Annotated in this window: 15 protein-coding genes; 6 read left to right on the plus strand and 9 right to left on the minus strand. The window is 62.5% G+C overall.

The window, feature by feature from the left end; all coding sequences use genetic code 11:
• A partial coding sequence (locus VF436_RS08740; RefSeq protein WP_330903624.1) for a TonB-dependent receptor domain-containing protein occupies positions 1–2,551 on the plus strand: 2,551 nt, incomplete at its 5' end.
• A 135-nt stretch (positions 2,552–2,686) separates the two neighbouring features.
• Here VF436_RS08740 and VF436_RS08745 read toward each other — a convergent pair.
• Entirely contained in the window at positions 2,687–5,002 is a 2,316-nt protein-coding gene (locus VF436_RS08745) for an FdhF/YdeP family oxidoreductase (RefSeq protein WP_330903625.1), read from the minus strand.
• A 238-nt stretch (positions 5,003–5,240) separates the two neighbouring features.
• On the opposite strand from VF436_RS08745, the gene VF436_RS08750 reads away from it, so the two are divergent.
• Entirely contained in the window at positions 5,241–6,989 is a 1,749-nt protein-coding gene (locus VF436_RS08750; RefSeq protein WP_330903626.1) for an alpha-glucosidase, read from the plus strand.
• Between the two features lie 116 nt (positions 6,990–7,105).
• On the opposite strand, the gene VF436_RS08755 is transcribed toward VF436_RS08750, so the two are convergent.
• Entirely contained in the window at positions 7,106–7,801 is a 696-nt protein-coding gene (locus VF436_RS08755; RefSeq protein ID WP_330903627.1) for an HAD family hydrolase, read from the minus strand.
• Positions 7,802–7,915: 114 nt separating this feature from the next.
• Between VF436_RS08755 and VF436_RS08760 the strand changes: the two genes are divergently transcribed.
• Positions 7,916–9,250 (plus strand): GGDEF domain-containing protein, encoded by a 1,335-nt coding sequence (locus VF436_RS08760; protein WP_330903628.1) that lies wholly within the window; start codon positions 7,916–7,918, stop codon positions 9,248–9,250.
• A gap of 30 nt (positions 9,251–9,280) precedes the next feature.
• Here the strand turns inward: VF436_RS08760 and VF436_RS08765 are convergent, their stop codons facing one another.
• From VF436_RS08765 to VF436_RS08785, 5 genes are all read right to left on the minus strand, one after another.
• Positions 9,281–9,913 carry a hypothetical protein gene (locus VF436_RS08765; RefSeq protein ID WP_330903629.1) on the minus strand — a complete coding sequence of 211 codons (633 nt, stop codon included), beginning with the start codon at positions 9,911–9,913 and terminating at the stop codon, positions 9,281–9,283.
• 221 nt (positions 9,914–10,134) lie between these two features.
• Positions 10,135–10,689, minus strand: coding sequence for a GTP-binding protein (locus VF436_RS08770; RefSeq protein WP_330903630.1), 555 nt, complete (start codon positions 10,687–10,689; stop codon positions 10,135–10,137).
• The gene (locus VF436_RS08775; RefSeq protein ID WP_330903631.1) at positions 10,682–11,653 is read right to left on the minus strand and encodes a hypothetical protein; all 972 of its coding nucleotides are present in this window, start codon (positions 11,651–11,653) and stop codon (positions 10,682–10,684) included. Before VF436_RS08775 ends, VF436_RS08770 begins: the two co-directional genes overlap by 8 nt.
• 97 nt (positions 11,654–11,750) lie before the next feature.
• Positions 11,751–12,110, minus strand: coding sequence for a roadblock/LC7 domain-containing protein (locus tag VF436_RS08780; protein WP_330903632.1), 360 nt, complete (start codon positions 12,108–12,110; stop codon positions 11,751–11,753).
• A gap of 79 nt (positions 12,111–12,189) precedes the next feature.
• Positions 12,190–12,642 (minus strand): roadblock/LC7 domain-containing protein, encoded by a 453-nt coding sequence (locus VF436_RS08785; RefSeq protein WP_330903633.1) that lies wholly within the window; start codon positions 12,640–12,642, stop codon positions 12,190–12,192.
• Positions 12,643–13,087: 445 nt separating this feature from the next.
• Between VF436_RS08785 and VF436_RS08790 the strand changes: the two genes are divergently transcribed.
• From VF436_RS08790 to tadA, 3 genes are all read left to right on the plus strand, one after another.
• The gene (locus tag VF436_RS08790; RefSeq protein ID WP_330903634.1) at positions 13,088–13,738 is read left to right on the plus strand and encodes a plastocyanin/azurin family copper-binding protein; all 651 of its coding nucleotides are present in this window, start codon (positions 13,088–13,090) and stop codon (positions 13,736–13,738) included.
• Positions 13,735–14,781, plus strand: a complete 1,047-nt coding sequence (locus VF436_RS08795) for a hypothetical protein (RefSeq protein ID WP_330903635.1) — start codon at positions 13,735–13,737, stop codon at positions 14,779–14,781. The genes VF436_RS08790 and VF436_RS08795 overlap by 4 nt, the downstream gene beginning before the upstream one ends.
• Positions 14,782–14,846: 65 nt before the next feature.
• Complete coding sequence (gene tadA / locus VF436_RS08800) at positions 14,847–15,335, plus strand: tRNA adenosine(34) deaminase TadA (protein WP_330903636.1); 489 nt, start codon at positions 14,847–14,849, stop codon at positions 15,333–15,335.
• Between the two features lie 146 nt (positions 15,336–15,481).
• Here the strand turns inward: tadA and VF436_RS08805 are convergent, their stop codons facing one another.
• Both VF436_RS08805 and VF436_RS08810 read right to left on the minus strand, forming a co-directional pair.
• Complete coding sequence (locus VF436_RS08805; RefSeq protein ID WP_330903637.1) at positions 15,482–16,513, minus strand: aldo/keto reductase; 1,032 nt, start codon at positions 16,511–16,513, stop codon at positions 15,482–15,484.
• 160 nt (positions 16,514–16,673) lie between these two features.
• On the minus strand, positions 16,674–19,094 hold the full coding sequence (locus VF436_RS08810) for a membrane-bound PQQ-dependent dehydrogenase, glucose/quinate/shikimate family (RefSeq protein ID WP_330903638.1): 2,421 nt from the start codon (positions 19,092–19,094) through the stop codon (positions 16,674–16,676).
• Between the last annotated feature and the right edge of the window lie 153 nt (positions 19,095–19,247).

Consider the following 19,247-nt stretch of genomic DNA (forward strand, 5'->3'; position numbering starts at 1 on the left):
CCCGATCAACCTGCGCAACCTCGGGCCCGATCACAGCCTGCTGCTGATCGACGGTCATCGCGTCGCTGATTACCCGCAGCCCAGTGCCGGCCAGAGCACGTTCCAGAACTACAACAATATCCCTGTCGGCATGGTCGACCACATCGAGGTGCTGGCTACAGGTGCTTCGTCGATCTACGGCTCCGACGCGGTTGCCGGCGTGGTCAACGTGATCCTCAAGAAGGAATACCAGGGCGACCACCTGCAAGTGACTGGCGGCGGTGCCACGCGCGGCGGACGTCGCTATGGTGATTTCAACTTCACTGGTGGCCGCTCGGGCGACAACTGGCATCTGTTGTATACCTACGAGCACACCAATCGCTCGCCGCTGTGGGGACGCAACCGCCCGTATAGCGATTCGGAGGCCGATGCCGGCTACGGCGCCTGGAATGCCAGCGATCGCATGTTCGGATACCCGACATCCGACGGCCTGGCGCTGAAGAACGCCGATGGCAATTACGTGGCGCCGCCTGCGGGCGCGTGCGGCCAGTTCGGCAATAATTTCCAATCCTACGATCACAAGACCGTGGGCACCAACGGGCATGCGGTCGATCCGACCAATATCACCGATACGGGCACCTCGTGCACGCAGCGTGCGCTGTTCAGCAACTGGGTCCTGTCGCCTGGCCTGCAAAGCGACAACGCATACGTGGCCGGCGAGTATTCCTTCAGCAACAAACTGCAAGCGTACGGTTCGGTGGGTCTGTGGACCAGCACGGGTACCACCAATACGCAGTTGCCGTTCTTGTACACGATGGGTGGCCTGCCCACGCATTTCTACGATCGCACCACCGGCCAGGTGATCGACTCGTACATGCGCCAGTTGACGCCGGCGGAAATGGGTACCTACGGCAACACGCATGACTATGAAAAGAACTGGGATGTGCATGTCGGCCTGAAGGGCACGATCTTCGACGATCGCTTCAACTGGGACCTCAATCTCGGTACCAACAAGTACATCGTGCACGAACATTTCACCGGCTTGAACGAGCAGGGCATGTTCGATTACTTCTTCGGGCCGCAGCAGGGCACGACGACGGTTGGCGGTGAAACGCTGCCGGTGTATGCGCTCAACAGCAATCGCTTCTGGAACCCGATCTCGCCGGCCGATTATCAGTCGTTCGCGGTGGGCGGCACCAACAGCGCCTATACCTGGATGGATCAGGCCGAGTTCAACCTCAACGGCGACCTGTTCAATACCTGGGCCGGTCCGGTCGGCTTTGCCGGTGTGATCGAGGCCAATCACCAGGGCTTCCGCCTCGCGCCCGATCCGCGTGGCAACACCACCACGTTCGGCGATCCCTTCCAGAATTACCTGACCGGTGGCGGTACGCGTAATCGTGTGTCGGCCGCGACAGAGTTCCGGGTTCCCCTGGCCAGCACGCTGACCTGGACCATCTCCGGCCGCATCGACAAATACCGTGACGCCAGCATCGCCGATATCGCGCGTACGTGGGGCACGGGCATCGAGTGGCGCCCGGTCGATGGCTTGTTGGTGCGCGGTACATACGGCACCAACTTCCATGCTCCGGACATGCAGGCGATCTACCTGGCTGCCTCGCAGCAGCAGGTGGGCGATTACAACGATCCGTTCAACTGCATCAAGATCGGTGATCGTGCCTGTACGCCTTACCAGCACAGCACCTATTTCACGCAGTTCTCCGGCGGCAGCCCGAACCTGCTGCCCGAGCGTGGTCACTCGTGGACCTATGGTTTCGTGTGGGACATCCCTGGTGTGGATGGCCTGGCGGTCTCGGCTGACTACTGGCACATGGGTATCAGCAACTCGATCAAGTGGATCGATTCGGCCACGTTGCTGACCGATGAAGCCGGTTGCCGTACGGGACTGCTGGTGACCGGCGCGCCGTACATCGCGCATGCGCTGGGTTCGGAGTATTGCCAGGAAGCGATCGCTAACGTACATCGCGATGCCAGCGGCAACATCACCAGCATCAACGTGGGCCCCATCAACGAGACTTCGCTGTACGTCAGCGGTATTGATGCCAATGCCACGTACAAGTTCACCACGGCGCGCTACGGAAGCTTTAACTTCGACCTGAGCTACACCAACAACCTGTCGTTCAAGGAGCGAGACCTGCCGACCGATCCGCTGCTCAACACGCGTTACCAGTATCCGGCCACCAAGGTGGTGGGTAACGCGCGCTGGCATTACGGTAACCTCGATCTGACCTTGCATGGCGAGCGTACTGGCGAGATCCGCGCCAACAACTACGGCGGTTGCGAAGTGTTGTCCAACGGCATCCAGCCTGGTCTGGGCGACGCCGATTGCACGGTCTACAAGGCCCATGTCTCGCCGTGGATCATCTGGAGCACGTCGGCGTCCTACAACCTGACGAAAGATCTCAAGCTGGGCGTGAATGTCTCCAACATTTTCGACAAGGTCGGGCCGATCCCGTACTACGCAGGCGGCTTCGAGTTCATTCCCACCCAACAAGGCGACGACTACACGGGACGCGAAGTGTTCGTGTCGCTGGACTGGAAGATCGACTAAGCGAAAAAGGGCCCGCAAGGGCCCTTTTTTGAACTCGGCGCTGGACGCGTCTGTGAGGTCGCTCGCTTTGCCGCTGCAATGGGTAAAGAGCAAAGCCTGGCGCTGCTCCCGTAGGGCTGCTTGCGCGCGACATGGTCAACCGCGTCGAGCATCTCCGGAGGCGCGCAAGGCCACCGGAACCGACTTGTACGAAGGCGTACCTGATGCCGGATCGTGGCTATCCAGACCAACCAGGCAGTTGCCTTCCGGGTAGTACATGGCCACCGTGCCCTGGGCGATGGGATAGGACACCGCGACGAAACCGCGTACGGCGCGCAGGTTGCCCTCGCTGTCGTTGGCGTGCGCACCCTGGACTTCCACGTCGATGCGATCGCCATGGCCCAGGCCTGCGGCGGCCAGATCGTCGGGATGGACGAAAATCACGTCGCGGCGGCCGTTGATGCCGCGGTAGCGGTCGTTGAGGCTGTAGATGGTGGTGTTGTACTGGTCGTGCGAGCGCACGGTGGTGAGCTTGAGGTGCGGCACTTCGGTCAGGGGGTCTTCGTCCAGGCCGCGTGCCACCAGGAACTGCGCCTTGCCGTCCGGGGTATTCCATTTACGCTGGGACGCCGCCACGGGAAGCCTGAAACCACCCGGTTCGCTCACGCGCTTGTTGTAATCGCGAAACGCCGGATAGACCTCTTCGATCTTGTCGCGAATGCGGTTGTAGTCGGCCACTAGCCAGTCCCAGGCCACTTTGGTCTGTGGCAGGGTGGCCTTGGCGATGCCGGCGATGATCCAGGGCTCGGAGCGCAAATGTTCGGATGCCGGCTGCAAACTGCCTTGCGAGGCATGCACCATCGACATGGAGTCTTCGACGGTGATGGATTGCACGCCTTCGGCCTGTTCGTCGAGCTCGGTGCGGCCCAGGCAGGGCAGGATGATCGAATCCTTGCCGATCAGCAGGTGCGAGCGATTGAGCTTGGTCGTGATGTGCACGGCCATATCCAGCTTGCGCATGGCGTCGAACGTAGCCACCGGATCGGGCATGGCGACTGCCAGATTGCCACCCAGGCTGATCATCACCCGCGACTGGCCATCGCGAATGGCGCGGATGGCACCCACTGCGTCGTGGCCGTGTTCCTTGGAAAAACGAAAGCCAAATGCGCGTTCGATGCCAGCAACCAGGGCATCGTCGGGTTTCTCGGTGATGCCCACCGTACGATTGCCCTGCACGTTCGAATGACCGCGCAGCGGGCAGATGCCGGCGCCTTCGCGACCGATGTTTCCGCGCAGCATGAGCAGGTTGGCGATCTGCTGCACGTTCTCCGTGCCGTGGGCATGCTGGGTGACACCCATGCCATAGCACACGATGACTTTCCTGGCGCGGGCGTAGATCTGCGCGGCGTTCTCGATGTCTTCACGCGACAGGCCCGAGCGCAGCTCGATGTCATCCCACGAGGTGTTTGCGATATCCTGCCGCAGCGCCTCGATGCCTGCGGTGTGTTCGGCGATGAAGGCGTGATCGATGATTGCCGGGTCGCCCTGGGCCTGTGCCCTGGTATCGGCATCGAACAGCCATTTCATCATGCCCTTGAGCATGGCCAAGTCACCGCCGCACTTGACCTGGTAGTACGTGGTAGCCAACTGCGTGGAGGCGTTGGTGATCATCTCGGCGGCATGCTGCGGCGAGGTGAATCGCTCCAGCCCGCGCTCGGGCAGCGGATTGATCGCCACGATCGGCACGTTGCGCTTAGCTACCTCGCGCAATGTGGCTAGCATGCGCGGATGATTGGTGCCAGGATTGTGACCGATACAGAACACCGCATCGCAGTGGTCGAAATCTTCCAACAGCACCGTTCCCTTGCCGACGCCGATGGATTGCGGCAACCCGACGCTGGTCGCCTCATGGCACATGTTCGAGCAATCGGGGAAGTTGTTCGCCCCGAACTCGCGCACGAATACCTGGTAGAGGAACGCCACTTCGTTGGACGCGCGCCCGGAGGTATAGAACTCGGCCATCTGCGGGCGGGGCAGGGCGCGCAGGCTCTCGCCGATGCGGCGGAATGCTTCTTCCCACGCCACGACGCGATACGTATCGGTAGCCGCATCGTAGGCCATCGGATGGGTGATGCGCCCGAGGTTTTCCAATGCGTAGTCGCTCAGGTTCCACAGCGACTTGACCGGGTTGGCCGCGAAGAACTCCGGCGTGACGCGCTTGGCGGTAGCCTCCCACGACACGGCCTTGGCGCCATTTTCGCAAAATTCGAAAGAGCTGGTGTCCTTCGGATCGGGCCAGGCGCAGCCGGGGCAGTCGAACCCGTGTGGCTGGTTCACCCGGCGCAGCGCCGAGGTTTCCCGACCGATCGCCATCTGGCCGGCCAGTGCCTTGGCGACGGCGCGCAACGCGCCCCAGCCGCCGGCCGCGCCGTCGTACGGGGCGATACCCTGGATTTTCGTCTCGTTGCTCATGGGAGGGAATATGAGGATGGATGGCACCATCTTAAGCCAAGGCGGAGACCATGTGCCCGGCCCGGACATGAACTGGTGTCGCAGGTGCCTTCGCGGCGGGGCTCAGGGGCGGTGGCGTGAATCGGGGATCATTCTTGTGTCTTTGCATCACAGCTTGCGCACCCCGGGGTGTCTCATGCGTCCACGTAGCGGCTACGCCGAGCTAACATCACCCGATCCCTGTGCCGGAGAATGTCCGATGCCCTTGCTGCGCCGCCTGGCTTCGCGCCTGGCCCTGGCTTGCCTGCTGCTCACGCCCATGGCCCTCAATGCCGCCCAGACTCCCACCGATCCGTGGTGGAAGCACGCCCTGATCTATGAAATCTATCCACGCAGCTTCGGCGACAGCAACGGCGATGGCATCGGTGACCTCAACGGCATCACTGCACACCTGGATCATTTGCAGGAGCTCGGCGTGGATGCGATCTGGATTGCGCCGATGTATCCCTCGCCGCAGATCGATTTCGGCTACGACATTGCTGACTACGAGTCGGTCGATCCCAAGTACGGCAACCTCGCCGATTTCGACCGGTTGCTGAAAAGCGCCAGGCAGCGTCACATTCGGGTGATTCTGGACATGGTGCTCAACCATACGTCGGACAAGCATGCCTGGTTTGTCGAATCGGCCAGTTCGCGCAGCAATCCCAAGGCCGACTGGTATGTCTGGAATGATGGCATCGATGCCAGCACACCGGGCATCACCCCGTTGCAGAAGCGCTTCGCGCATGACGGCAAGGTGCCCCCGAATAATTGGGAGTCGGTGTTTGGAGGTTCGGCGTGGGAATGGGTGCCTGCACGCAAGCAATTCTATTACCACCGTTTCTATGTTCAGCAGCCGGATCTCAACTGGCGCAATCCGGCGGTGGAAAAGGCCATGTTCGACACCATGCGTTTCTGGCTCGATCGTGGCGTAGCCGGTTTCCGGCTGGATGCCATTTCCACGTTGTTCGAAGACCCGCAATTGCGCAACGACCCCGAGCGTCCGGGCACCAACGACCAGGGCGATCCCAACCTGCACTCGCTTTACAGCGACAACCTGCCGGAAGTCCATGATGTGATTCGCCGCCTGCGCGCGATGGTCGATACCTATCCGGACGATCGTGTGCTGATCGGTGAAACCTACACGCCTGATGTGGCCGAACTGGACAAGTGGTATGGCGGGGAGCGTCGCGACGAACTGCAGTTGCCGATGAACATGCTGGTGGGATTTGGTTGGCAGGCCAGGTTCGATGCCAACTGGTTCCGCACCACGCTGGAGTCATCGCAGCAGGTACACGGCCAGCCGCTGTTGGTGTTCGACAATCATGACAATCCGCGTTCCATCGACCGTTTCGGCGATGGCAGTCATGACGTACAGCGGGCCAAGGTGATCGCCACGGTGCTGCTGACTTCGCGCGCCGCCGCGCTGACGTATTACGGAGCGCCTATTGGCATGGCCACCGCCACACCCAAGCGCCGCGAGGATGTACAGGATCCGATCGGTATCACGGGCTGGCCTCGTGAGAAGGGACGTGACGGCGAGCGCACACCCATGCAATGGACACCCGGGCCACAAGCGGGCTTTTCCAGCAACACGCATACCTGGCTGCCGGTGACGCCTGATTACACGACGGTGAACGTGCAGACCGAGGATGCCGATCCCGAATCGCTGCTGCACTGGTATCGCCAACTGGTGGCGTTGCGGCGGGACAATCCAGCGCTACGTGACGGTGCGATGCAGTTCCTGGCCAGGGACAACGCCCAGGTGCTGGTCTATCGCCGTGAGGGCGCCAAGCCTGTCCTGGTCATGATGAATTTCAGCGGCTCGGCGCAAGCGATCGATGGAAAGTGGCAGGAAGGGGCGGTCACCACGCTGGCGGCCAGCGATGCCTCGCTGCGCAAGCTGACATCGCTGCAAGGTGTGCAGCTTCCCCCCTATGCCGCCTGGGTGGTGACACCCGCGCACTGAATTTTCGCGACACCATCCCGTCGGAGCGATTTCAGTCGCGATGCAAGTGGCGACTTGTATCGCGGCTTGGAGGTTTAGAGCCCCAATCTGCGACTGAAGTCGCTCCTACGTCGTTCCTACAGGGTACCGTGCGAGCCTTGAGGGTTCCGGGCCACCACCCGCATGCCCTGCGCGTCATGGTCCACGATGATCTCCTCGTAGCTGGCGATGCATGCGTGCGATGTCGCCATCGGGTGTTCATGGGTGGCGGTAATCACCACCACGGCGCGGCCGGCACGCTCCCCGGCTTCGATGCCGGCGGGCGCATCCTCGAAGATCAGGCAGTCGGCCGCATTCACGCCCAGCCGCGAGGCGGCAACGTGGTAACAGGTGGGATCGGGTTTGCCGCGCTGCACGTCTTCAGCGGTGACCAGCACTGCGGGCATCGGGATGCCCGCAGCCTCCATGCGTCGGCGCGCGAGGGCGATGGGGGCCGAGGTGACGATCGCCCAGCGGTCGGGTGGCAGCGATTGCAGGAAATCCAGGGCGCCCGGAATGGCGACGACGCCCTCGACGTCCTCGATTTCATCCTGGGTGATCCCGGCTGCCTCGGCTTGCGGGTCGATACCGGGAAGGCCCAGTTGCGCGACCGTGTCCACGGCCCGCTTGCCATGGATCGTGGGCAGCAGCGCCTGTGGGTCGAGCCCGTGGCGCCGTGCCCAGCGCGACCAGATACGCTCGGCGGCAGGGATGGAGTTGAGCAAGGTGCCGTCCATGTCGAATAACAGGGCGGCATAGCCAGGCGCGACGTCATGGTGAGGTTTTAAAGGCAAGGCAAATCCATGGATGTTCCAGCGTTCTCTTTCAGGTGGGGGGACGGCGGGACTTCCTCAAGCTCGCGCGTTAAGCTCCGATAACAGAACAATGACGTGGTCGGAGCAGGGCGCGTGGACCAGGAGCACTGGGGGCAGCGGTACCAGCAGGCATTGCAGAGCCTGGATGAGCAGGAGCGCGTATCGGCCGAGCGCGAGGCCGCCCTGCGCCGGCTTGTCGCTCGCGTAGCCATGTTCGGCGTGGGGCGCCACGGAGTGAGCGACGCCCTGCTTGGCCGCATCCGGCTGGCCATGCGTGCCACCGTGTCGCATGAAGAAATCGAGGCCTTCCTGGGCGACAGCGTCGATGCCATCGCGCATATCGACGAGGTGCAACCATCGGTTGTCGTCGAGGCTGCATCTGCCGTGCCTGCGTCCAGCCCCAATGGACACGAAGCACTGGCCGGAGCCTTGCAGGATATCGAGCTTTCTCCCGCGCTGGGCGATATGGCGCGGCTGCTGCGTGAGAGCCTTGCCGACTGGCAATCGGATGTGATGCAAAACGCCCGCGAGTTGGCGGGGCTGGTCAATCGGCAGGGGCGTTTGCTGCGAGATGACATCGAGGGACTGCAAGGCGTGCTGCAATCGGTGGGCAGTCGCCTAGAGGATATTCGCAGCTATATCGATACCGAGGTGACCGAGCAGCAGGCCTGCGCGAACGAAAGTCACGTCTGGGACAAGCTGGTGCGCGATGAGATGCGCGACCTTGGCGAGCGCAGCGCGCAAGCCGTGGACCTGGCCGGATTGCGCGCCCTGGTGACCACGCGGGTGGAAAGCATCGACAAGCACCTGCGCAGTTATCGCGAACGCGAGGTGCAGCGTTATGCCGGCTACATGCAGCGCGCCGACGAAATGCGCCGACGCGTGGAGGAACTGGAATTCCAGGCCAGTTCGCTGAAGGATTCCCTGGAACGCGAACACGAGCGTGCCTCGACCGATCCGCTCACGGGCATTCCCAATCGCCTGGCTTATGAGATGCGCGTCGAGGAAGCCTGGCGGCAATGGGTGCTCGATGGTCGTCCGCTGTGCGTGGCGGCCCTGGACATCGACCATTTCAAGCGCATCAACGACACGCTCGGCCATGCCGCGGGTGATGCGGTGCTGAAGGTGGTGGGACAGACCTTGCAGCAGCAGGCCGACGAACGCCTGTTCGTGTGCCGCTATGGCGGTGAGGAATTCGTGCTGGTGTTTATCGACACATCGCTGGACGAAGCCATGCGGCGCGGTGAAGCGTTGCGCGTCATGATCGAAAAGCTTTCGTTTCGGGCGAGTGGCAAACCGGTACCTGTGACGCTGTCGGGTGGATTTGCATCATTCACGCCGGGCGACACGCCCGCGCAAGCGTTGGCGCGGGCCGACCGTGCCCTTTATGCGGCCAAGGATGCCGGGCGAAACCGCCTGATGGCTTGAAGTGGTTTGCGTGGACGTGCAGCTAGACGTCTAGAACGCCAGGTTGAGTCCCACGGTCATCCAGTGATCGGCACCGGACAACCCGGCGATCAGATCGAAACTATCGTTGCCGAACACGTAGCGGCATCCCAACTGTTCCTCGTCCTTGCCGGCAAGTGGACGCAGGTGCTCGCCGATCAGCGTGATGTGCGTATTGACGGTGAATTCTGCTTCCTCGCCGGTCAGCAGTCGCATGGCATGCCCGGGAGTGCGTGTCAGGCCGACGTTGAAATTGACGGTCCAGCGCTGGTCGCGTGGCAGGACGCGCGAAAAAGCTGCATACGCGGTCGCGTTGTCCCAGTGTCCCTGCTGGCGTGTGGCGCCGGTAGCCAGCGCGATGCCCCAGCGATCACCGGCATCGCCATTGCGAAGTTGCCACTTGATGCCGGGGCTGGCTGCGTTCACGTGGGGCACGCGCTGGATGGCCAGCGTCGCTGACCACTCTACTGGGCCGGTACTGCATGCCGGTGCGGTGTCCAGCACGCTGCGTCCCGAGGAGAAAGCTTGCAGCCAGCTTTCGAGCTGGCAACGTCCCGGCGTGGTGATGGAGGCATCGTCAACCAGATAGCTGCCGCCGGCCGCGAACGCCTGACCATGACAGGCGGCTAGCCCCATGATGGCCATGGGCGCGAGGCGCCGCGATGTTCGATATGGCCAATCCCGCACGCCGTCTCCATGGAAAAGCCGTTTCCGGGAGAGACTTTGCTGGATTTACATGACAAACGATGTGGGGACGAGAAGCGGGCAGCCAGTGACGAGGGTGCCAGTGTGTCGGCGCGCGATCAGGCGTGGCGACGCGAGACGCGCTTGCCGGTCGACGATTGCCGGCACGCTCACGTGTGTTTTCAGGAGGCAGCCTGGGTGGCGGTGTAGCTGTAGGAGAGCAGGGTCTTGATCAGGAATTCCACCTGCGCGGGTACGCGCGCATCGAGCTTCATGATGGGCAGCTTGTGGCCGCGTGCGAGAAGATCCGAGCGGAAATCGATCAGGTGGAAATCCTGCGCCAGGTCGCTGCGCGTGATACCTATGGCGAAGCTGGCCTCCGGCGCCATGCGCGAGAAGGCGGTGAGCAGGTGTTCGGTGGTGGCCAGCTTGTCGGGGTTGGCGGCATCGACCAGCACGATGATACCCAGCGCGCCATCGCAGACCATGGGCCACATGAAGTCGAGATATTTCTGCCCGGGCACGCCGTAGATGTGCAGCAGTTCGCCATCGCCCAGCTCCACGGTGCTGTAATCCAGTGCCACGGTGGTGGTCGACTTATCGCCCGAGCGTTCATGGGCGGCCAGCGGCATTTCCGTGCTGACAGGCTCGCCATCGGAGATGGCGCGGATAGCCGTGGTCTTGCCGGCACCCATGTCGCCCACGAAAACGAGTTTGTTCTGGTAATGCTCAGGCATGACGCAATCCGCGCAGTTGAAGTCCGAATCGCTTGGCGATCTTGAGGATGGCGCCCTTGATGCCGGGAGAGGCACCCGAAGCGGGTTTGACAGTCTGGATCATCGTGACCTGATCGGCCAGGCCGCTGGCTTGTGCGATCGCGAGTATGCGGCCAGCGCGTGCGCCGTCGATACCGGTCGCTTCAACCAGTGCCTGAGCCTGCCAGGAGCCATGCATGAGATGCGTGAGCGCCTGTATGGTCGAGGGGTCCACGGCCAGCGTATCGAGGTCGGGCCAGGCATTGAGTTGCACGGCGTTGCCGAGCCACTCGATCGGCAACTGGATATGGGGCATTGCCAGCAATTGCCACCATACCGATTCGATGGAGAAGCTGGCATGCACGTCCATGCGGTGTTGCGCCAGCCAGTGGGCGTCCAGCGGGGTGCTGTGCCAGTAAGCGTTGTCGAGGTCGCGCAGCAGATGATCGAAGGCAACCCGGCGCAGCATGTGCAGGTAGCGGCGCTCGTAGTCCACGACCATGCGGATCAGGCCGAGCTCGTAGAGGTACAGGCCGCCGTCGTTGGGCCGATCCAGCCGCAGCGCTTCCAGCAAGGGAGGCAGATTTACTTCCGGCATCGCACTGGTATCGGCACCTAGGCGCTGGATCAACTGCTTGAGTGCCTCGGCGATATCCTTGACGGTGGCCGATGGCGAGAGCGTCATCAGGGAAGCGACGCGTGTGCGCCCCAGGGCCAGCGTGGGCAGCTTGAGGCGGTGAGCGCTTTCGATCGCCTGATTGCCTTCGGCCGAATGATGGTCGGCCACCAGGATATGAGCCTGGGCGGCACCCCAGTTGACCACGTCCACGCGCATGCGCTCGGCCATCAGCAACGAGCAGGCTACTCGCAGGCGGGTTTCGGACAGCATGCCGAGGCCGGCAATGGCCACGGTAATGAGCGAATGCTGGGGCAGTCGTGAGGACACGGAGGCTGGGGACTCTTCGAAGCGTGCCGAGGCGGAAGCGTGACGGGGCAACCCACGTGCCCGGACCGTCGTCCAGGCACGTGGGTGCGGCAAGGCATCAGGAGAAATCGAGCGTGCTTTCGAACGCCTTCAGTTCATGGCGCGCCATGGCCAGGTTCGACTTCGCGCGATCGAGCATGACGTAAAGAAACAGTGCCGCGTTGCTTTGCAGCGGACGAATCAGGTGGTACTGCTTGCCCAGCGTGATCAGGATGTCTTCGATGGTGTCATTGAGGTTCAGGCGCTCGGCGACCAGGCGCTTGGCGCGCACCACTTCGGTATTGCCTGCGGCAGCGACTTCCAGATCGATGGTGCCACCACCGACCGTGGCGAGCGCCATGCCGCTGTCGGTATCGACAAGGGCGGCCCCGATGAAACCGGCGAGGTTGTTGAGTGCTTCAAGCTGTAGCTTGGCCATGGCCTTGGATTCCCTGTATGGCGTTATTTATGACGGGTGATGTGCTGCTGCGTGTTGTGCTGCTGCTTTGTGTTGCGTGCTATTGCGGTACTGCCGGAATCAATGCGCGAATGCGATTGGCGCACTCGCGCGTTGCAAAAAGAAGCGTGGCCAGCGTGGTGTCCGGGCGCGCGACGGCGGCCAGGGTGAGTGGGCGCTGGCCTTCGATGCGAACCAGTACCACGTTGCCGTCGTTGGTGCGCACGGTGGCGTGGTCGGCGCAGGCCATGCCCAGTTCCTTGGCCATGGTTTCACCCAAGGTCAGGAATGAATTGCTCATCGCGGCAAGCCGGCGCGGATCGACCGCGAGGGCGGCGCTGTAGCTGGCCAGGGCGCGACCGTCGGAGGTGGAAAGCAGGAATACCGTAATGCCGGGAGTCGTTCCCAGCGTGCGGTCGAATTCCAGCTTTACCGCTGCCTCGTCAGGCAGTGAGGGGTCGCCATGGGCTTTGCCCATCGAGTCGACCACCATGGCCATGGTGTTGGCTTGCATGCGGATTCTCAGTTGGGTTGGCGGACCGCTTGTTGCTTAAGGCCCGTGAATAAGGTTGCAGTTTTTATGCCAGCAGGTCAGGCGGCCCCGGAGTTCGCCATGGCAATGACTAGCTGCTCAAGCGTGATACCGCTCAAGCATAAAATGTGCTGGTTCTCACAAATTTGTCAGGAAGTGACACGTTTTGCAACAGAAATGTCCGCGGTTGGGGGTTGTCTGATAGGCGCGGTACAGCTTGGAATGGCTGGTGATGTCGAGCCCGTCCACTCCTCGATTGAGTTCATGAGTGAATGACTACGTATGCAACCTCGCGTAACGGATTTGCCATAGGCCAAACGGATTGAATTGATCCTTTCAATCAATTAGATGCATGTGCGTCGCCCCGTTAATCTCCCGCGCTGTCATGCGCTGTCGTTGTGAATGGCGCGAACACCAAGGGGGCTTCATGCAATGGATCCAACGTCTGTGCCTGGTCGCGGCACTTGGCGTCTTCGCCGTTGCCGCGCATGCGGGTGGCGTGGACATCGCAGGTCACGTTGAACTGGTGGCCAATCCCGGCCAAACCATCGAATCGGGTGAACTGGTCGATACGCTGGTGTACTTCGTGCCCAAGGCGGGAGTGCCCAAAGCGCATCCGGGAACCTATACCGTGTATTCGGTAAGCATGGATTTTCGCCCCGGTGCCATGGCGGTGCCGGCCGGAAGCACGGTGAAGTTCGCCAACCTCGACCAGGTGCTGCATAACGTGTATTCGTCCACGCCGGGTGCGGTGTTCAATCACCAGTTCCAGAAAGTCGGCGACGTGGTCGAGCATCGCTTCACCGAGCCGGGTACGGTGCTGGTCAGTTGCAACGTGCATCACTTCATGGAGTTCGATCTGCTGGTGGTGCCCACACCCTATATGGCCGCGGTGGCCGCCGATGGCAGCTTCGTGCTGCACGGCGTGCCGGCAGGCCCGGGCACGCTGTATGCGTGGAACGCACGGGCAGCGCTCAAGAGCCAGCCTGTGATGGCACCCGGCAAGGGCATCGAGCAGCGGCTGGTGGCGATCAAGGCACGCGTCAAGACCGAGCTCAATCAGGGAGGTCACTCGTGAAGCCGGCGATTGCGGCGCTGTTGAAGGGATGGGCCATCGTCATGGCCTGCATGGCGCTGGCCGGCGCCGGGGTGCTTTGGAATGCAGAGCTGGCGGCGCAGAAACGCGCGGTCGAACACTTGAAGGACTCCAGCGACGTCGTGCGCGAGCTCCAGGCGCAGGCGCTTGAAGTGCTGCAATTGCGCGCGCAGGCGATGGCCGATGATCCGGCCTTTGTCGACTACGTGACGCAATCCCAGGTGCCTGATCCGAAGCTTGGTGGTGCCGTCGATACGCTTTCGATCAGCAACCTGTTGAAGGAGCGCAGGCATGGCGACGATATCGTCGTGTTGCTCGATGCCGAGGGCATGCCGATCACCTCGATCGGTACGGTGGGTCGCGACCATGCGGCCATCCAGCACGATGCACTGGTGGTGCAGTCGATCAGCCAGTTCAAGCCTGTGCAAGGTGTGTGGCTGGATGATGGGGACCTGCTATGGGTGGCGATCAGTCCGCTGATGCGCGGTCGCACGCCGCAGGGTTACCTGGTGGTCGCCGCGCGTGTCAAGGATGCCTTCTTTGCGCGGACAGGGCGTCTGGCCCGCAGCCAGGTGGCCCTGGTCGTCGATCCGTCGCCGCACACCCCGGTGGTGCACACCGGCGATATGGACGTGCGCTTCATCGACCAGTTCGCGGCTCGGCGTACCGAGGCATTCGGTTTGTCCGATCCGCAAGGCGCCGCCCTGATGCTGCATGGTGGCACGCCAGCCTGGATAACGCCGATTGCGACCAGTGCCGGGCATGCGGCGGTCGCGGCCGTGGATCAGCAGGCGGGGCAGGATCGACTGGGTCAGGCAACACTGCGCCTGTTGCTGGGCGTGGCGGTGTTGGGCGTGTTCGGCCTGGCCTGTGTCTGGTTCCAATGGCGATGCACATGGCGGCCGCTGGGCGAGTTGGCGTATGCGTTCGATCATGACCGCAGCGCGGTGGTGCGGGTGCGCGGAGGCGCCATGGTCCGGGACGTTCGCGATCGTTTGCAGTTGTTGCTGAAGGCGTCGCGCTAGGCCGAGACGCGACGGCGGCGGGCTTATCGAGTATGCTCGCCGCCGTTTCCTGGTTCCCTTGGCAGATGACCGACGAAAGCATCGGACAGCCGTCGCTTTTCTCCAGCGATGATGAGCAATACATGCGGCGCGCGCTGCAATTGGCTGCGCACGCACGTGATGCCGAAAACGAAGTGCCGGTCGGTGCGGTGCTGGTGCTCGATGGCCAGATCATCGGCCTGGGCTGGAACCGTAACATCACCTTGCACGATCCGACGGCGCATGCCGAGATCCAGGCCTTGCGCGCGGCGGGCGAGCGACTGGCCAATTACCGCATGATCGGTGCGACGCTCTATGTGACCTTGGAGCCGTGCGCGATGTGCTCGATGGCGTTGGTACATGCGCGTATTGCGCGCGTGGTTTATGCGGCAACTGATCCGAAGACCGGCGCGGCGGGCAGTGTGTTCGATACCCTCATCTCCGAACGCCACAACCATCGCGTGCAAGTGCATGGCGGCCTGCTGGCTGACGAGGCATCGACCATGCTACGCGAATTCTTCCGCTCCCGCCGGTAGGATCGACCTCAGTCGCGATGCAATTGTGCGATTCAGTCGCAGATTGGGGTTTCAAAACCTCCAAGCCGCGACCCAAGTCGCGACTTACATCGCGAATGAATTGGCTCCTACGCGACTTGTGATTCGGTCGCGGCTGGGGGCTTTCGTTACAGTTTCACCGGGAACGGGTTGCGCTCGGCGAAACCTTTCTGGTGCCAGTACGGGTAGGCCGGCACCACGGCGCTGGCTTCATCGAGCTTGGCAACCTGTTCGGTCGTCAGGCTCCAGCCCACCGCGCCGAGGTTCTGTCGCAACTGTTCTTCATTGCGTGCACCGATGACGACGGTGGAGACGGTCGGACGCTGCAACAGCCAGTTGAGCGCGACCTGCGGAATCGTCTTGCCGGTTTCCTTGGCCACGTCATCGAGCGCATCGACGACACGATACAGGTACTCGTTGTCGACCTGCGGACCCATGTCGGCGGTCTTGTGCAGGCGGCTGACCTCGGGCAGCGGCTGACCACGGCGGATCTTGCCGGTGAGTCGGCCCCAGCCCAAGGGACTCCATACGACGGCGCCCAGGCCCTGGTCGATACCCAGGGGCATCTGCTCCCATTCGTAGTCTCGGCCCACCAGCGAGTAATAAGCCTGGTTGGCGACGTAGCGCGTGAAGCCGTAGCGATCGGCGGTGGCGAGCGACTTCATCAGGTGCCAGCCGGAGAAGTTGGAAACACCCAGGTAGCGGATCTTGCCTTGGCGTACCAGGTTATCCAGCGTGGACAACGTCTCTTCGACCGGTGTCTGCGCATCGAAGCCGTGCAACTGGAACAGGTCGATATAGTCGGTCCCCAGGCGCTTGAGCGCCGACTCCACCGCCTTGATGAGGTGGTAGCGCGAGGAACCGACGTCATTGGGTTCGTCGCTGTAGCGGAACGTGGCCTTGGTCGAGATCAATACCTTGTCGCGGCGTCCCTTGATGGCTTCGCCGAGCACCGATTCGGCGGCGCCACCGGAATAGATGTCCGCGCTGTCGAACATGTTCAGGCCAGCATCCAGGCAGATATCCACCAGGCGGCGCGCTTCGTCGACGTCGGTCTGTCCCCAGGCCTGGAAGAATTCGCCCTTGCCGCCGAACGTGCCGGTGCCGAAGCTCAGGACGGGCACCTTGAAGCCCGATGCGCCTAGCCGTCTGAATTCCATGGAAGTCTCCTCGCGAGTGGAAAGTTGTTTTCTGTGGAGTTGTTCGAGGCGATTGCAAGGCCAGTTTGCGCGCGCCCAGATGACAAAATATTTAAAAAGGAAAATGCCCGGGCCGCGTCGCGGCACCGGGCATGCAGATGTCCCATGTCTGATAAAGGGCTTAGGGTTTGCTGTCCTTGCCGGCCGTGTCGCCATCGGGCAAGGCATAAGCCATCACATAGTCGCCCGAGCGGGTACCAAGACCGGCATGGCCACCTGCGGCAATCACGACGTACTGCTTGCCGTTGATGGCGTAGGACATCGGGTTGGCCTGGCCACCCGCAGGCAGACGGGCCTGCCACACCACCGTGCCATCGCGCTCGTCGATGGCACGCAGGTAGTCATCGGCCGTGGCGCCGATGAACACCAGTCCGCCCTTGGTGACCATGTTGCCGCCGATGTTGAAGATGCCGGTCGGGAAGGGCAGGTTCGTGTGGGTACCGAATGGACCGGTGTCACGCGTGGTGCCGATGGGGTGCTGCCAGACGATCTTGCGCGTGGTCAGGTCGATCGCGGTCAGCGTGCCCCACGGCGGCGGATTGCACGGTACGCCCAGCGGGTTGAGCCACGGATGCACCTTGCCCACATAGGGCGTGCCGTATTGGGGCGACAGGCCGCCTCCCACTTTCGGCTCGTTGCCGTCGCCACTCCACGGTTGCACGTCGCCATTCTTCACATAGGGCTCGCGTGGCGCGAGGCTGATCATGAAGGGGATGTAGTTGGCGTTGGCGATCAGGATCTTGTGCGTTGGATCGATCGATGCGCCATGCCAGTCGATCACGCCGTCGAACGCCGGATACACGATGGTGTTCTTCAATTGCGGCGGCGTGAACTGGCCCTTGTAATAGGCCCGGCGGAATTGAATGCGGCACACCATCTGGTCGATCGGCGTGGCGCCCCACATGGCCGCTTCGGTCAGGTCCTTGGGCGCCAGCGACGGCATGCCGGTGGAGAATGGCTGGGTTGGTGACGTGTGATCGCCAGGCACGGCACCTTGCGGCACGGGCTTCTCTTCCACGTTCGCCACGGGCTGGCCGGTTTCCCGGTTGAGCAGGAAAAGCTCGCCGCGTTTGGTGGTCTGCACCAGGGCGGGAATTGTGCCGCCCTTGGGGTCGGGCAGGTCTACAAGCGACGGGCCGGTGGGTACGTCGAAGTCCCACAAGTCGTGATGCACGTTCTGGAACACCCAGCGTGGCGCGCCGGTTTCGATATCCAGTGCCACCGTGGAACTGGAATATTTTTCGTCGAAGGGACGGCGGTGACCACCGAAGTAATCCGGCGTGGCGTTGCCCTCCGGCAGGTAAACCATGCCGCGATCCACATCGGCCGTATAAACCCCCCAGGCGTTGGGTGTGCCGCGCGTGAGCGTGTCATGGGGGCCGGGCGTCCAGTTCTGCGGATCGTGTCCGACGTCCCAGGCCCAGACGAGTTTGCCATCCAACGGATCGAACGCGCGCACCGCGCCGGAAGGCTCGAACGTCGCCTGGTTATCGAAGATCCAGCCGCCCAGGATGACGCGATCCTTGACCACCAGCGGTGGCGACGTGATGAAATGGAAACCAGCCGGTACGTGGCCGAGGTATTCCTTCATGGATACGAAGCCGTGATCGCCAAAATCCTGGCATAGCTGACCGGTCTTGGCATTGAGCGCCATGATGCGTGCATCGAGCACTGGGGCGATGATGCGTTCCGGACAGTCGGTCTGCGTGCCTTCCGGTGCCTTGTAGTAAGCCACGCCACGGCAAGCAAGGTAGACATCTGCCGATGTATCGGCCTTGGGATCAAAGCTCCATTTTTTCTGGCCGGTGGCGGCATCGAAGGCCACTACCCAACTGTGGCCGGTGCAAACATAGAGCGTATCGCCGACCTTGATCGGCGTGTCCTCGAAATTGAATTCGTGGCCGGCATCGGTGCCGCCGACATCTTCACCGGGGCGCATGGTGTCGCCTGTGCGCGCAGTCCATGCGAGCTTCAGCGACTTCACGTTGCCGGTGTTGATCTGGTCCAGCGGCGAGTAGCGATCGCCTTTGGGCGTGCGTCCGTAGAACAGCCAGTCGTCGTTGGGTACGGATGTGTCCTGGTCAGGCTGCGCGTTGGCGTCCAGCGTGACGCTGCCATGGATGCCGCGTGGCTGCATGGCCGCGACTGCACCCACCACGATCACCGCCAGGGCGATCAATCCCAGTGCCGGCCCGGCGGCGCGTGCACCGGTCAGCGGTACGCGTAATTTACGGCTCACCAGCAGCAACCAGATGGCCAGCACCAGTGGCATGACCAGTCGAACTTCCAGTTGCCAGATGTCCAGACCAACCTCGGCCACTGACCACATCAGGGTGCCTAGCAACGTCAGGGCATAAAGCCACAGCGCGGCCCGGCGCCCAGTGAATGCAAGGCCGCCCGTCAGCAAGGTCAGCACGCCGGCAGCCAGGTAGTACCAGGTGCCGCCAAGAGCCAGCAGCCAGGCGCCGCCCACGATCAGGGCGAGCCCGATAAGGATGAATACCCCGCCAGTCAGGCGTGGTGGACGAGGATAGGGGGCCACGTCGAGTGCTCCGAAAGGTTGCCGCGGGAAGCCGTGAGCGTAGGCTCGATAAGAACAAGCCGACGTGAAGCTTGTTCATAAATGAAGCGATTCGCCGCTCCTTGCGAGGGCGGGTAGCACCGATTTCAGTCGCGATGCAATCTGCGATCCAGT

This window comes from Dyella sp. (assembly GCF_036384435.1).
Lineage (GTDB): Bacteria > Pseudomonadota > Gammaproteobacteria > Xanthomonadales > Rhodanobacteraceae > GSA-30.